The sequence below is a fragment of the Nonomuraea sp. NPDC049400 genome, from assembly GCF_044466425.1.
Taxonomy (GTDB): domain Bacteria; phylum Actinomycetota; class Actinomycetes; order Streptosporangiales; family Streptosporangiaceae; genus Nonomuraea.
In genome coordinates this window covers 1-14,437 of record NZ_JBITMP010000056.1, presented here as the reverse complement: position 1 = coordinate 14,437, position 14,437 = coordinate 1, and the positions used below count along the sequence as shown (strand labels likewise).

The window sequence follows — 14,437 nt, the reverse complement described above, 5'->3', positions numbered from 1 at the left end:
ACCATCCCGACGGCTGCACGCGCCAAGGCTTTCTCGATCAGTGCGTGAGCGCCGCTCGATGAGGTGCCAGCTCGCCGTCAGGTGCGGTAGCGGCGGGCGGCGGTGTCGGGGCTGACATCCAGAACGGCCGCGATCTCGTCCCAGGTGGCGCCGGCCGCTCGGTCGGCGGTGACGGCAGCGGCCAGGACGGCGCGGGCGTGGGCGAGCAGGGGCAAAGCGGTGGCGGTGTAGCCGGCGATGGGCCCAGGTTTCCAGCCGGTCTGCTGGGTGGGCGGAGCGAGGTCCTCCGCGTGCAGGTCGAGGGCCAGTTTCCCGGCTGCCTGGGCGAGGTGTTCGGCCTGGTCGCGGAGGTGGCGGCGCCGCTTGCGGGTGTCGTCCTGGCGTCGGTGCCGCTGGGTGAGCGGACGCCAGCGCCTGGCGCGGGTCCGGCAGACGGCCCACCGGCAGGTGCCGGAGCAGTACTTGCGAGGCCGCCCACCGCGGGTGATGGGCGGGGGTTGCGAGAGTAATGCCCATAGTGTCGTGGCGATGAATGGCCTCCGGCTTGCCTCTACTGCCCGGAGCGGGCGCATACCGCGCCATGATGGCGCGTTCCACTTCATGATGGAGTGAGCACCACTCGGTCACCATCAGAGGTGTTGCCATGAGGAGACGGCTCAAGGCGCGGCGGCAGGGCCGAGCGCAGGCGTTGTTGCTGTACGCGCAACGGACGGGCGACACCGAGGCGCTGGCCGCGGCGGTCGCCGCCTACGCGGAGGTGTGCGCCGAGCTGTCCCCGCGCGACCGCTACCGCTACACCCACCTGGTCAACTTCGGCAGCGCATTGCACTTCTGGGGTCAGGTGACCGGGGAGGAAGACGCGGTGCGCGAGGCGATACTGCTCTATCAGCGCGCGCTCGGCGGGCTGCCCCCGGGCGCGCGGGAACGCGGGGCGTTCCTCGGCAATCTGGGCCATGCGCTGACCAGCCTGTTCCTGCTGACGCAGGAGGAGGCCAGGCTCGAGGAGGGCATCGACGTGCTCCGCCAGGCCGTCCAGGAAGCGGAGGAAACGCGCGATCGGGCAGCACTGGCGACCTTCCTGGCCAACCTCGGCGATGGGCTCGAACTGAGGCACCGCCTGACCCGGGACCCGGCGGCGCTGGACGAGTCGATCGCTGTCCTGTCGCAGGTCGTCGCGATGACCCCGGCGGATCATCCCTATCTGGTCAAGCGGCTGCGCGGCTTGGGCGAGGCGCTACGCGAGCGGATCGAGTCGGCCGGCGCGCGGCCCGGCGAGGCGGACCTGTCCGCGGCCATCGAGGTCTACCGGCGGCTGGCCGAGCTGGACGCGCCACAAGTGGTGCAGCACCTGTCGAACCTCGGCACGCTGCTGGCCATGAGCGCCCGTGACTGGGCGCGGGCCATCGACATCGCGCGCCGGGCGCTCGAACTCACCCCGGTGGACGACCCCGCCCGGCCGCTGCGCCAGGCCAACCTTGGTGGCGCGCTCCTCGAACGGGCGCGGTCGGGCGGGACACCGGCCGACGAGTCCGAGGGACTGGACCTCCTCCGTCAAGCCATGGCCGGACACGCGGCGGCGGAACCGGCCGTACGCTGGCCGACGCTGTTCATCCTGGGAACCACCCTGCTCGAACGCGGCGGGCCCGACGTACTGGACGAGGCGGTACACGTGCTGCGCGAAGCCGGCGGGGTGGCAGAAGGCCCGGTGCGCGCGAAGACGTTCGCCTGTCTCGGCCAGGCGCTGCTGCGTACTGCGGAGCTGCGGCCGAGCGTCGAAGGCTACGCCGAGGCGGTGGCCGTCGGCCGCCGGGCACTCGAACTCGCCGCCGCAGGCGAACGGGCGGCGTGCGCCGCCAACCTGGCCACCATGCTGGCCAAACAGGCGCAGGCCTTGCAGCACGCGGAATCTCTCGACGAGGCGATCCGCGTCTACCGTGACCTGGCCGCAGCACACGGGACCGCCGATCCGGTTGTGCTGGACAACCTGGCTGCGGCGCTGGTTCAGAGGGGCGACCCGCGGGCGCTGGAGGAGGCGGTGGCCGCGAGGCGAGCGGCGATCGCGGCCACCCCGGCGGGCGATGCGGAGGGTAGGCGGGCCCGGCTGTCCCGCCTGGCCTTCACCCTGCAGGAGCAGGCGGAGCAGGATCCCGCTGCCCTGCCCGAGGCAGTCGCCGCCTACCGGGCCGCCGTCGCCGCTACCACCGATGACCGCCTCCGCTCGGATCTGCTGGCCTTGCTGGCCGGCCGGGTGGCCCGGCTGCGTCCGGACGACGACGAGCCCACCGTCCTGCTCGGCCAGGCCATGGCGGCGCTGCCCGCGGACGCGCCGGAACGCCTGCCCACTCTGCTGAGCCTTGCCAGGCAGCAGCAGAGCCGGTTCATCTCGGCCGGGAACGCCGCCGCCCTCGAATCGGCGATCAGCGCCTTCCGTGAAGCGGTCGACGGGCTCGGTGACGACGGCCCGGCGCACGCCGACGCGCTGAGCGGTCTGGGCGGGGCGCTCGTCCTGCGTTTCGAGCTGCGCGGCGACCCGGCGGACCTGGAGGCCGGGATCGACCTGCAGCGCCGCGCCGCGCAGGCCACCGCTCTCGGCTCCGGCGAATGGACCGTGCGCTGGACCAACACCGCCACCGCGCTGCTCCATCTGTCGGCGGGCGAGAACAGCGCCGCCATCCAGGAGGCGATCTCGATCTATCGCCGGATTCTTCACCAGACGGGAGAACACCGCGGACGCGGGGACATCCTGGCGAATCTGGGTGCGGCGCTGCTGGGCAACGTCCAGATGGGCGATGCCGCGAGCCTGCCCGAGGCGGTCGAGGTGTTGCGCGAGGCCGTCAAGCAGGCCCCTTCGGACCGGTCCAGGCGCATCATCGTCCAGGGCAATCTCGGCTCCGCGCTGGCCGAGCAGTTCGCCGTGAACGGCGACAAGGAGGCGCTGCGCGAGGCGGTGGCCGTCTACCGCCAGGTGTACGCCGACACGCCGGATACGCACCCGCACCGGCTGAGCTCGCTGTCCAATCTCGGGACCGTCCTGTACGACTGGTTCAACGCCGACGGTGACCGCGCCGTGCTCGCCGAGGCGGCTGAGATCATGCGTGCTGGCCTGCGCACGGTCTCGGCCGATCCGCGCCGCGCCGCATGCCTGAACACGTTCGGCCTGGTCCTGGCCAAGTTGGCCGCCGATGCCGGCGACCAGGCGGAGGCGCTCTGGGACGAGGCGCTGGCCGCCTGCAGGCAGGCCATGGAGCAGACGACCGCACCGGCCGTCACCCGCGCGCGAGCGGCGGACAACCTCGGTCACATAGCCAGGGAACGCGGCGATCTGGCCACGGCTCTCGACGGCTTCGCCACCGCGGTCGGGCTGCTGGACGAGGCCGCGGGTAACGGGATGCGCCGCCGCGACCAGGAGCGCATTCTGACGTTGCTGCCCAACTTGGCCAGCAACGCCGCCGCGTGCGCGATCCGCCTGGGGCGGCCGGAACATGCGATCGAGCTGCTCGAACAGGGCAGAGGCGTGCTCTTGGCGCAGGCAATGGACGCGCGTACCCCGGTTGACCGGCTCAGGGCCGTCGCCCCCGGCTTGGCCGACGAGCTCGTCGCGGTCTTCGAACGGCTGGAGTCGATGCCGGACGAGTTGCAGGAGCCGTTGCCGGGAATGGGGCACTCGGCCGACAGGGTCGCTCTGGCCCGGCGCAAGGCGACGCTGCTCCAGCAGGTCAGGACGAAGGTGCCCGGGTTCGCCGACTTCCTGTTGCCGCCGCGTTTCGCCACGCTCAGGCAGGCCGGGGCGCAGGGCCCGGTGGCGATCGTGAACGTCAGCCACGTCGGATGTGACGCGCTCGTCATCCCCGCTGACGGTCCCGTCATCGTGGTGCCGCTGAACGACCTGACCCTCGACCAGGTCGACGACTACACCACGTTGTTCCACATGGCGCTGGACGCGTTGCGCAGGCGGCCTTCGCCCCGGGAGCCGACGCCCCGGCGTCCGATCCTGCAGCGGATCTTGGACGACCTCCTGACCCGGCTGTGGGACACCGTCGCGGAACCGGTGCTCGCCGGGCTGGGCATCACCGGGCCGCCCTCCGGCGGCGCGGAGTGGCCCCGCCTGTGGTGGTGCCTGACCGGGCCGTTGTCGCTGCTCCCCCTCCACGCTGCGGGCCGGCACACCGCCGAGGGGACGGGCGCCACCGTGCTGGACAGGGTGGTCTCCTCGTCCACGCCGACCCTGCGCGCCCTGCTCAGGGCCAGGCAGCAGGACGCCGACGCGGGGGACACGGACGCCCGTCCGCTGGTCGTCGCGTTGCCGCGGACGCCCGGCCAGCGCGACCTGCCGGCCGCCGAGGACGAGCGGCGCGACTACCTGCGGCTGCTCCCGCGTGCGGGTAGCCTGACCGGTGCGAGCGCCACCTCGGCCGCGGTGCTCGACTCGCTCGCCCGTTCACCGTGGGTGCACTTCGCCTGTCACGGGATGCAGGACGTCAGCGCGCCGTCGAGCGGCCACCTACTGCTGCACGACGGGGCGCTCACCGTGCGGGACATCAGCCGGCTGCGCCTGAAGAACGCTGAGTTCGCGTTCCTGTCCGCGTGCGACACCTCGCGAGGTGGCTCACGGCTGGCCGACGAGGCGCTGTCCATGGCCAACGCGATGCAACTGGCTGGCTACCGCCGCGTGATCGCCACGTTGTGGCCGGTCAGCGACCTTCTGGCCGCAGAGGTCGCCCGCTCGGTCTACGAGCGGATGGTGACAGGCGGCACGCTCGTCCCGGCGGCGAGCGCGTCCGCGCTGCACCACGTGATACGCGAGCTGCGTGACCAGTTGCCCGGCGAGCCCGACCTGTGGGCCACGCACGTGCACACGGGTCCATGAGCTCAGCCGCTGGCGCGTACCGGGTGGAAGGCGGCGGCGGACGTGGCGAGGAGGGATTGCAGGTCGGGCCCGGGCAGGGCGACGACCAGCGTGGCGCTCCCCTGGACGGCGAGGACCAGCACCCCGTCTGCGGTGACCGGGGCGCCGGTGGAGGGGACGGCGATCAACGTGATGCGCTCGCCAGGGCTCACGGCCAGGCCGGGCCGCACCGGGACTGGCGTGATCACGCGGCCTGCCAGGCTGCCCGCGGGCAGCGCCGGGCCGAGGGCGGCGGCGGTGAGGGTGGCGTTTTTGGCGACGGGGGCCAGGGTGTAGCGGCCGAGCAGGTCCTGCCTGGGCGGCCGGAGGTCACCGGGCGCGATGGGGTGGTAGGCGGGCAGGTCGCGGGCGGTGCGCACCTCCTCGGGCCCGAGTACACCGGCGAGTAACGCGATGGCCAGGCCAGCGACGACCAGGACGGCGACGGCGGGCCGCCCCTTGCCGCCGGACTTGGCCGGGGCCGCAGCCGGCGGTTCCGCGGTCGGGTTCTCCGCCTTTTCGGGGAAGTCCACGTCCGGGTAGCCGAGCCAGGCCAACTGACCGGCGTCGGGGCGGCCCCGCTGCCAGATCTGCTGGATCTGCCGCCACTGCAGGAGCTCGGTGCGGTAGTCGGTGGGCCTGCGCAGGCCCATGGCGTCCAGCAGGAGCCAGCGGTGCACGTCGAAGGCCGTCCGTACCAGCTCGCCGTAGACGGTCGCGTGGCGCAACAGGGCACGGTGGCCGAGCCAGGCGATCAGCAGGCCTGCCCAGACACAGAGCAGCGCCGCGTACCAGGAGAGCGTGAGCGCGGCGGCCGTACCACCGGCGAGCGCGAAGGCGGCGCCCAGCACGCTGATGGTGATGGTGAGCTCGACCCCGGCGGTCGCGGCGCCCAACGTGGCCGCGAAGTTTTCCGGGAGCACGGCGTGCAGCCTCGGCCAGACGGTGGCCGCGTCCAGGCCGTAACGCTGGGCCTCCTGCTCGGCGGCACGCAGGACGTTGCCGAACCTGGTGGGCATGAGCCGGTCGGGCGTCGGCAGCGTCCAGGGCCGGCTCGCCCTGGTGGCCGGGTCGTCGCGGCGGGCGCTGAGCGCGTCGGCGAGCCGCGTGCCGAACGGCAGCCGCTCCCAGTAACCCTCGTAGAGCCTGATCAGCTCGGGACGTGCCGCGGCCAGCAACTGGGCCGCGGCCACCGTCACGGCGACGAACAGCACCCCCGCCAGGACCCGGGCATCGGCTGGCAGGCCCTCCCAGGTACGCAGAACGGCGCTCCAGCCGGCGGCGGTGGCCAGGACGACGCCGATCGCCGCGAAGAAGATCACCACGGGGAACCAGGTGGTGGTGAGCTGGCGGCGCTCCAGCAGTCCGCCCGCGGAGTCGAGCAGCCCGCCCACGCCGATCAGTCCAGGTCCGCGTCGAGCGGGTGACCGTTGGCGCAGTCTGCGAGTTCGCCCGGCAGGTAGTAGTCGTAGCGGTTGATGTGCCCGCAGGTCAGGCAGCGGACCCGGACCGCTCCCGCGAGTGGCCGCGCCTCCCCGTGCAACTGGGTGTCGAACGGGTCCGTGCCGCGGACGGGTGCGATCCGGACGAGCTCCGCGACGATCACGCGGCGGGTGAGAAAGCCGACGACCCTGCCTTCGTCCACGACCACGAGCCCAGAAGCGCCGTCGCGCACCATGCGTATCACCTCGAAGCTCGCCGCAAGCTCATTCAGCGTGGTGGCGGCGGGAATCACGACGGCCGGGGTGGGGTTCCCGGCGCTGACCACCTTGTACGGCTCCCCCGACGCGTCCACCAGCACGTGCGGGCCAGGAGCCGGATCACCGGCGCCGATGCTCGCGGCCACCAGGTCGCCGACCGACCGATCCAACGCCAGTCTCCCTCCCGGCGGGAGATCGTCTCCGCCCTGCGAACATCTTGGCATCGCGGCCCGCCACGGCACAGGGGGTTCACGACCGGGCCGGAGCGGTGCGAGGTCGTGAGGCGTGAGCGTAGGGAACCGCTTCGCCTCCCTGGTGATCGGCGGGCCGACGGAACTGGCTGGCAGGAACCTGGTGGCCGTCGAGGACGTGGTCTGGCCCAGGCCGCGCTCCTGAGGGGGCGTACGGAAGCCATCATCAGGAGTTCGCCCCTTCGCCTCCCAGATCACGTAGCGTGCTGCGGCTGGGGGAGCGAGCGGTGGCGAGGGCTGCACTAGCCTGGGCTGCTCCGTACTTACCTGGTGCTGGGCCGAAGCGGGTGGCGTGTTCCCATTTCAGGCTACGTACAGCGACGGCACAATCCGCCACCATGGTCGGGCGATGACTCGGGCCTCGGCCTCGAAGGCGGCCGCGAGATCGGTCAGGGCCTGCTGCTCGGCGGGGTCGATGGACAGCTGCCAGCGGGTCTTGATCGCGGTCCACTCGGCGGCATATCGGCAGCGGCCCGGCTCGTACGGCGGCTGCCATCTGGCCACGTCCTGGTCGGCCTTCGGGCGAAGCGCGCGGGTTCTCGGATTCCTCATCCTGTAGTTGAAGGAAACCCGTGCGTGGTGCAGTCGCAGGTCCCCGAACGCAGACGAGTTCCTGACAGGCGCCTCACCATTGCGGAGCGATCTTCCTGATCGGCGTGCGTCTCCTCAAGCGGTGGATGACCCTTTACTCGAGCGGCAGTGCATGCCGTCCGGCAACCCGGCGGATCTCCTCCAGCGGGTACGGCGTCTTCCTGCTCTCACTCTGCAGATCGTGGTAGAAGTCGTTCAGCACGGTGGCCAGTGGGCTGTGCTGCGACAGCAGGGTCGCGACCGCGCCGGGCACGCCGGCTGGCCGCTCTCCCGCCGCCCATTCCCGCACCAGTTCGCGACGCCCCGACCAGTCGGCGCCGTGGAAGGCGCCGGCCAGCCAGTTCACCAAGAACGTCAGCGTGTAGGTGCGGTCGAAGGTGAGGTGCCGGCAATAGAAGGCCTGTTCCTCCTCTGACAGGTCGAACCGGGTCGACACGGCCTGCCCGAAATCGGTCAGGTAGAAGCGGCGCCCGTCGGTGAGGATGTTCTCGAAATGCGCGTCGAAGTGCAGGAGGCCGCCCGCGTTCATGAAGGACACGGCCTCACGCAGCCCCTGGTCCGCCAGGGCGCAGGCGCGGTCGGCGTCGCCCGCGCGCACCCGCTCCTCCAGCCACTGGTGCAAGTTGTATGGGAAGTACTCCAGGAAGAGCGTCAGGCTCGCTGGAGCCTCTGCCAGTGCTTCGAGGCGGCGGCGCACGCCAGGCGCGTCCTCCCAGAAGGTGACCGCCCGATCGATGTCGGCCAACTCTGCGTACAGCGGGGCGGGCTCGGCGTTGGGTAGCACCCGCCAGTGATACAGCAGCGGGAAGCTGGGGAATCGGCCGGTCAGCACCCACTCGGTGGTCATCGTGTGCGCGGCCAGCTCGCGCCAGGCGCCGAAGCCGGGCGAGCCGATGCCGTACTGGCAGAAGGGTGGCAGCCCGAACAGGTTGGCCGTCGAGTGCGGGTGGCGCAGTTCGGGCTCGGTGAGGGGCACACGTTTGACGAAGACCGAGGCGCCGCCGACCTCGAGCCGCGCGGACGCCCCGCCGATGCCGGTGCCGAGGGGCACGGCCTCGCGCTCCAGCAGCTCGGCCAGTTGCCGGTCGTCGTAGCGGGCCATGGTCGTGGAAACGTCACGGTGGGTGGCCAGCCGCGTGTCCGTCATTGTGATCACTTTACTGGCCGATGAAGGCCGCCCTTACCTGGCGGCCACCCTGCCGTACCGCTTGCCGAGCTCGGCGAGCTGGTCGTTGACCTCTTGGCGGTCCCCAGCTGCGCCGTTCCAGGCACTGACCAGCTGGTTTCAGCGCCGAGGTGGTACTGCCGCACGTTCGGGATGAGCGGCCTGAATGTAGTGCGTCGCCGAGCTGCGCAGGCAGGCGGCCATCCGGTACGCGGCCGCAGCCACCGCGGTGGTGAACGCCGTGGCGGCTGGCAGCAGTCCGGCCGCCGTGGTGAAGGAGACGCCGCCGCGGGTGTCGGTGTGGCAGTGGATGCCGGATATGCCGGTGACCGGCCTGCGCGAGGTTGACGAGAGCCTTGCCCGGGCGCATCCGATGGCAGCCGTGACCGCGCCCGCCAAGAAGCGGTCCCGAGGCCGCGCCGCGCAGGCGGTGGAGAGCGGCCAGGACGTACGGCCAGTTGAGGACACTGGAGAGCTGTTGATCTGGTACGCCCGCGAGCTGGAAACGCTCGTCACCGGGGGGAAGCTGACCCGGCTCCTCATGCGTGACCGCCCGAGAACCTGAGGCCCGCCCGCACCGAACCTGGCCGCGGAGATGGTGTTGGCCACGCCAGGGCTGCTGGACGAGTTCGACACCCTGGAGACCTGGTGGGAGACCGCGGAGCCGTCGGCCAAACGGGAGTTGCTGGCGGCGCTCATCAAGCGCTTCATGGTGATGGCGCCTGAGCAGTCGGCCGCGTTGATGCTCCAGCGGCGGCACCAAGGCTGAAGGCTACGTTCGGGGCCGCGACAGCAGCGGCGCGCCGGTCAACTTCGTCACGCTCTCCGCCCCAGTGCTTACGCTGGGCAAGCGACCACTTCCCCCAGGAGTCACCCATGACCGAGCAGCCAAAGCGGCGCCGTCTCTCCGTGGTTCCGCCCCACCCGGACACGACCGACGAACGACCACAGCCGACGCCGCCGCAGATGGATGTCGCCGACAAGGTCGAGCACGTGAGAGCCGCGTACGCTGCCGGTGAGTTGTCCCCCGAGGAGGCGGCCGGGATGCTCGCGGCTCTGGCCGGCCGGGAGGGCAACGACGCCGAGTACGGTTGGCGCGCCGACATGATCTTCGAGGGACTCCTCACGTGCGGCGTGTGCGGCGCGCACCTGCAGCAGGACCAGGCCGCCGGCATCATCAGCTACACGTGCACGGCCGAAGGGTGCGGACGAGTCCGCATCGCGGCGCGCGTGCTCGCCCCCGCCGTAGCCGAGCAGGTGCTGGAGCGGCTGCGAACGCCCGCGCTAGCGGCCGGGCTGCTGCTGGCCATCGCGCAGAAGCGGGGCGCCGACGTGGTGCCGCCCGGCACCGACACCGTGGAGAGCTGGTGGGGCAACGCTGACCCGGCGGCACGGAAGGAACTGCTCGCCATGCTCGTGGATCACATCGCCGTCAAGCCGGTGCACGATTCCCGGATCGACGTGGCCAAGCGGCTGGCCCCGGAGTGGCGGCACACCGGCTGACGTCGACGCTCCGGCCTGGCCCGTCGCCCTGTTCGCTCTTGGTGCCGTTCGGGGGATCCGCAACGTAGGCAAGGCCGGAATCTTCCGGCGAAGCCGACACGGAAGGATCGTCATGTACCGGACATCGCAGCGGCTGAGCAGCCACCATGAGGAAGGCATGACCAGTCATACCAGGGTGGGTCACCTCTGTGCCCGGGGCGACCGGACACGCCGTGGTGGGGAGAGGATCCGGCTCGACCTAGCCCGCGAGTCCATTGGTTGATCTCGGTCCCACAAGCTGCTGAACTGGCCGAGTGGCTCCAGGCTGCAGATCGACCGAAGCCGGTCGTCGTGGTCTCGATAGCCCCTGGCCGTACCGCGCCGTGGATCGATGTGGACCGCCTAGCAGCCCAGATCGGCAACCTTGCCGAGTACTACCTGGTCCCCACTGGCCAGGCCACCTGGGCTCTGGCTGATCGGCTTCCAGCCCGGACTGGCGTCTACGGCGGGGCCGGACGCGTATACCCTGCGAGCCTGGAGTGGACGTCGGACCCGTATCGCGCACCCCTGTGCCTGGCCCAAGGCGAAACGGACGCAGCGCGGGCCACCGATGCCCTGGTGGCTGATGCGCTGGCCCTAGCCGCCGCCCTACCGGAGGTGGGGGATTCCCTCGCTCCGGCGCAAGTCCGGATGGCAATGACACGGCCCGAGTCGTCCGGAACCAGTCACATGGACAGGCCCGCGGGCGCTAGCGAGACGTGTCCGGATTTGATCACCAAAGGTGATCGGATGATGGCTTTGGCCGCCGAGTGTGACCTGCTCCGCAGTGAGCTAGACCGGTCGAACGCACGCTTGAGAAGCGTTGAGAACGCCCTGGCAACCGCCGAGGCGGATCGTGACCAGCAGCGCACGCGCTATTACAAGGTCAATCAGCGACGGCAGAAGCTGGAAATGGAGCTGAAGGCTGCTCGGACGCGTCCAAGCCCTGACGGCCTCGACGAGGAAGTCTTCTGCGACCCGGAGGATCAGTTCCGCCATGATGTCTACCTCGCCTGGTCTCGGCGTATTCCCAAGGGCGAGAAGACGGCTCGTCCGCTCGTGCGGTACACGATCGGACCGGACTTCCTGGCCTCGCTGGAGACCACTGATGGCGTGGACCCCTCGAAAGTCGTCGATGTCGTCGTGGAGATCCTCACCGGTCTCCGGGCGCCTGGACGGAAGCTGCACCGGCTCCGTGCAGACACCGGAGGCAACAGCCGGCCAGTAGCCCGCGCCGACGGAGCGGTGTGCTGGCGAGTGGCCCTGCAGCAGGACACCCCCGCTGCGCGGCGACTCCACTTCTGGCGCTCAGCCCAGGCAATCGAACTCTCTCGTGTGGTCGTCCACGACGACATGCCTCCGTAGCCGCTGGCGGGCCGACTGAGAACCAGGGCTACATGGGGGCGCCAGCGCGCCGTTGGCTCGCTGGCGCAACGACGGAGTACCGTGACACCGTGTCGAGCACTGGCTGGAGCGCCCTGGTGCCGTGGGTAGTCGAATGGCAATGACGACGAGCACCGAGGTCCGGTGCACAATCGCCACCATGACGGTCCGGTATTGGCTCGGTATCCGTCGCGTATCGGCTCTTCCGAGGACGAGTCAAGGAAATGTAGGACGGTTGGCCCGGTGAGGGCTTCGATGGTTGCCTGAGGCTGAGGTTTACGGCAAGGAGATTGCCATGGCCGACGGGGACATGCCACAGATCGTCCAGGAGTGCCACGCTTACCTGCGGGAACATGGCAACTTGGAAGCCTGGCTTACCGATGACGCCACCTTCGAAGAGGTCTACACCTGGGCATCTGTGAAGGATCCCGGCCTGTTGGTGGAACTGAAGCGGCGGCCGGAGGTTGTCTCCTGGATCCAGGGCCGCGCCGAGGCCATGTGGACGCGCGGTGCTCCGCTATTCCCGATCGCCTTTTGGACCGCTGAGGTGCTGCTGCATGGAGGACTGACGCGCGAGAAGGCCATGTGGGTGGAGTCCTTCACTGCAACGGGCGATGCCTCGCGCCGCTTCGAGCTGTATCAAGTGCTCACCGACCGGCTCCGCGCCACCCACGAAGTTGGAGACCCTCCCCTGCGTGATGGCTGGGTCTACCTGTTGACCGACGCCGGGGAGGCCGCCTTCAAAAGTCATAATCCAAAAGCCGCGGTCCCGTTCTTCGAGGAGGCGTGGGAGTCCCAAGGCGTGCTTCGCCCCGGACACAAGATGACGGCCAAGGCCATCGCCCACATCGCCACCGGCTACACCTCTGCGGTGGTGCATCTGAAGGGCGAGGACCTCAGGGAGGAGCTCTTTGACGTCGCCTTGGACCGACTGGCCGAAAGCCGCCGGCTGCTCCTCTCCCACGTCCCCGACGAGGAACTGGCCTGCGAACTGTTGAAGATCGGGCTTTCCTGCAATCAGGTCTGGAAGAATTGTCGCAAAAAGTGCAAGAAGAACAAGGTTGGGTGGATAACGGCCGCCGGGCACTGCCTGAAGCACTTCCAGGAGGCAGAGCGCGATGTGCGGGCAGCCATGGGAGAGAGCAAGACGTACGGCCAACTGGGCAGTTACGACTACACCCGCCTGCCCGGGCGCAGCCAGTCGGCGGCAGCACGCTTCTTGCTCGAGGCGGCCGGCGCCGCGGAGACGTATGGCGATTTCCGGCTCGCAGGTGCTTGTGCGCGAACAGCTTTGACCATCAGCCAGCGCCCGCATCACAAACTCCAGGCCAGTCTCCAACTGGCGCGTCTGGAGCTGGACCGGACCACCAAAGTGCAGCACTACGAGGACCTGCTGCGCGACCTCGAGAGTGGGGCACTCGACAAATGCACTCCGCAGAAGCGAACTGAAATCCGACAGCAGATGACGGATGCCTCCCGTGAGCTAAGCAAGACGCTCAAGCGGCTAAAACGCCCCACCGCAGCCTGGTTTTGGTCCCAGCAGCAAGCGCGATTCGATCCGAGGCAGAGCGCCCCGACGGGTGGGCACGTCGCGCCCGAGCAGCCAGCGCCGTCGGCCAAGAGCAGAGCGCGGCAACTGGCGAACGCAGTCCATAGGGAGCATGTCCCTGGTGTGGTGCTGAACCTCATGAATCTGGCCCGCGATTACCACCAGGACGAGACGCTCCTCACACCCGAGGTCCTGGACTCGTTGGCTGTGGCGGACAGTTGGCGACCGGCTTACCGCCAGTGCGGTGCTCACTTGCCGTTGAGTGCGTGCCGATCGGCAGGTGATGTCGCTCGAGTGTGCGCGGAAGTGGCCGATGAGTTCGCTCGCGGCTATGCCCCCCTCTATCGGCCCGAGCTTCTCATCGCCTTGGCCAGTAATCCCAGCCATGACGTACGGCAGCGGCAGACTGCGGCAGAGCAGGCCTGTCAGGCATCCCTCGACGTCGGACGGGCCACAGAAGCCATCGACGCCCTGCTCGAATTGATTTCCCTCAAGCTGGGAACTGGATCGGTGACGCAGGTCACGGCACCGGTAAGGCGCGTGCGTGACATCGTGCGCACCACCTTGGCCAGTGCCTGGGGGACAGCCGACTTGATCGATATTGCCCACGGCCTCACGACCACCTCGGCCAAGTTGGCCGGCATGCTGGCCCACCACGACCTCCCCGGTTTGGCTTTCGAGATCGCTCACGCCCCTCTCGGAGCTCTGAGCCGCGCATTCGAGCAGGACCCCGACCTCGCCAAAGAATTCGAACTGGCCGAGCAGCGGCACTCCCGCCAGCGCGACGACACCGACCAGCGGCTGTTTGAGATGCTGCACGACAGGGTGGTGAAGCACGGGCTCACGTACCGCCCCGTGACCTTCCCGGAGCTCGCCGACGTGGCCGCGTGCTTCGGGCGCGTGGTCAGCTTCGTGCAACTGCTGCACACGTCCCCGCATGGCACGTGGGCTCTTGGGGCCCGCGTGACTGGCAGGCAATGCGAGTACTGGTCATGCCGGCTCGACGATGCGGAGAACGTTCACGACATTCGCGAGGCAATCTGGGATCACCTCAGTCCACATGAGCAGAGCTGCATCGGTCGCTTCCTGACAGAGCTGCATGCAAAGGTCGTCGAGCCCTGGGTGGAAAAGGCGAAGGGCGCTGAAGCGCTGGTCCTCATTCCCCACGGAGACTTCTCCGGGCTACCTGTTCACGCAGCCTTCGGTCCGTACGGCTACCTGATCCAGCAACACCGGGTTGGTTACCTCCCCAATCTCAACGCCGCTCCCGCCAGCCTCGTGTCCTGTCCGTCCGCACTCATTGAGAGAGTTCCATCCTGTTTCCGCAGGTAGAACGGGCTGGTGTGGTGGCGGTCAGGTGTGAACGTCGTGGTGGCGAGGCGAGATCATGAA

General features: G+C 69.6%; 11 protein-coding genes. 6 read left to right on the top strand and 5 right to left on the bottom strand.

Features of this window, described 5'->3' with window-relative positions; all coding sequences use genetic code 11:
- Positions 1–77: 77 nt before the first annotated feature.
- Positions 78–572, bottom strand: a complete 495-nt coding sequence (locus ACIBVN_RS49845; RefSeq protein WP_397148071.1) for a hypothetical protein — start codon at positions 570–572, stop codon at positions 78–80.
- A 71-nt stretch (positions 573–643) separates the two neighbouring features.
- Between ACIBVN_RS49845 and ACIBVN_RS49840 the strand changes: the two genes are divergently transcribed.
- Complete coding sequence (locus tag ACIBVN_RS49840) at positions 644–4,867, top strand: CHAT domain-containing protein (protein ID WP_397148069.1); 4,224 nt, start codon at positions 644–646, stop codon at positions 4,865–4,867.
- Between the two features lie 2 nt (positions 4,868–4,869).
- On the opposite strand, the gene ACIBVN_RS49835 is transcribed toward ACIBVN_RS49840, so the two are convergent.
- The 4 genes from ACIBVN_RS49835 to ACIBVN_RS49820 all read right to left on the bottom strand — a co-directional run bounded on the left by ACIBVN_RS49835 (position 4,870) and on the right by ACIBVN_RS49820 (position 8,574).
- Entirely contained in the window at positions 4,870–6,279 is a 1,410-nt protein-coding gene (locus tag ACIBVN_RS49835; protein ID WP_397148067.1) for a hypothetical protein, read from the bottom strand.
- A 5-nt stretch (positions 6,280–6,284) separates the two neighbouring features.
- Positions 6,285–6,755: a hypothetical protein gene (locus tag ACIBVN_RS49830; RefSeq protein WP_397148065.1), complete on the bottom strand. Its 471-nt coding sequence runs from the start codon at positions 6,753–6,755 to the stop codon at positions 6,285–6,287.
- A gap of 384 nt (positions 6,756–7,139) precedes the next feature.
- A complete protein-coding gene (locus tag ACIBVN_RS49825; RefSeq protein ID WP_397148063.1) occupies positions 7,140–7,388 on the bottom strand; it encodes a hypothetical protein in 249 nt (82 codons plus the stop codon).
- A 133-nt stretch (positions 7,389–7,521) separates the two neighbouring features.
- The gene (locus ACIBVN_RS49820) at positions 7,522–8,574 is read right to left on the bottom strand and encodes a protein kinase family protein (RefSeq protein WP_397148061.1); all 1,053 of its coding nucleotides are present in this window, start codon (positions 8,572–8,574) and stop codon (positions 7,522–7,524) included.
- Positions 8,575–8,833: 259 nt separating this feature from the next.
- On the opposite strand from ACIBVN_RS49820, the gene ACIBVN_RS49815 reads away from it, so the two are divergent.
- From ACIBVN_RS49815 to ACIBVN_RS49795, 5 genes are all read left to right on the top strand, one after another.
- Entirely contained in the window at positions 8,834–9,157 is a 324-nt protein-coding gene (locus ACIBVN_RS49815; protein ID WP_397148059.1) for a hypothetical protein, read from the top strand.
- Positions 9,158–9,193: 36 nt separating this feature from the next.
- Positions 9,194–9,361, top strand: coding sequence for a hypothetical protein (locus ACIBVN_RS49810; protein WP_397148057.1), 168 nt, complete (start codon positions 9,194–9,196; stop codon positions 9,359–9,361).
- A 107-nt stretch (positions 9,362–9,468) separates the two neighbouring features.
- Positions 9,469–10,095, top strand: coding sequence for a zinc ribbon domain-containing protein (locus ACIBVN_RS49805; RefSeq protein ID WP_397148055.1), 627 nt, complete (start codon positions 9,469–9,471; stop codon positions 10,093–10,095).
- A 768-nt stretch (positions 10,096–10,863) separates the two neighbouring features.
- Complete coding sequence (locus ACIBVN_RS49800) at positions 10,864–11,478, top strand: hypothetical protein (RefSeq protein WP_397148053.1); 615 nt, start codon at positions 10,864–10,866, stop codon at positions 11,476–11,478.
- A 313-nt stretch (positions 11,479–11,791) separates the two neighbouring features.
- Entirely contained in the window at positions 11,792–14,377 is a 2,586-nt protein-coding gene (locus tag ACIBVN_RS49795; protein WP_397148051.1) for a hypothetical protein, read from the top strand.
- Positions 14,378–14,437 lie beyond the last annotated feature (60 nt).

Excerpts from the sequence above, each read along its gene's own strand:
- ACIBVN_RS49845 (WP_397148071.1), bottom strand. The coding sequence starts at position 572 with ATGCGCCCGCTCCGGGCAGTAGAGGCAAGCCGGAGGCCATTCATCGCC.
- ACIBVN_RS49840 (WP_397148069.1), top strand. The coding sequence starts at position 644 with ATGAGGAGACGGCTCAAGGCGCGGCGGCAGGGCCGAGCGCAGGCGTTG.
- ACIBVN_RS49825 (WP_397148063.1), bottom strand. The coding sequence starts at position 7,388 with ATGAGGAATCCGAGAACCCGCGCGCTTCGCCCGAAGGCCGACCAGGAC.
- ACIBVN_RS49820 (WP_397148061.1), bottom strand. The coding sequence starts at position 8,574 with ATGACGGACACGCGGCTGGCCACCCACCGTGACGTTTCCACGACCATG.
- ACIBVN_RS49805 (WP_397148055.1), top strand. The coding sequence starts at position 9,469 with ATGACCGAGCAGCCAAAGCGGCGCCGTCTCTCCGTGGTTCCGCCCCAC.
- ACIBVN_RS49800 (WP_397148053.1), top strand. The coding sequence starts at position 10,864 with ATGATGGCTTTGGCCGCCGAGTGTGACCTGCTCCGCAGTGAGCTAGAC.
- ACIBVN_RS49795 (WP_397148051.1), top strand. The coding sequence starts at position 11,792 with ATGGCCGACGGGGACATGCCACAGATCGTCCAGGAGTGCCACGCTTAC.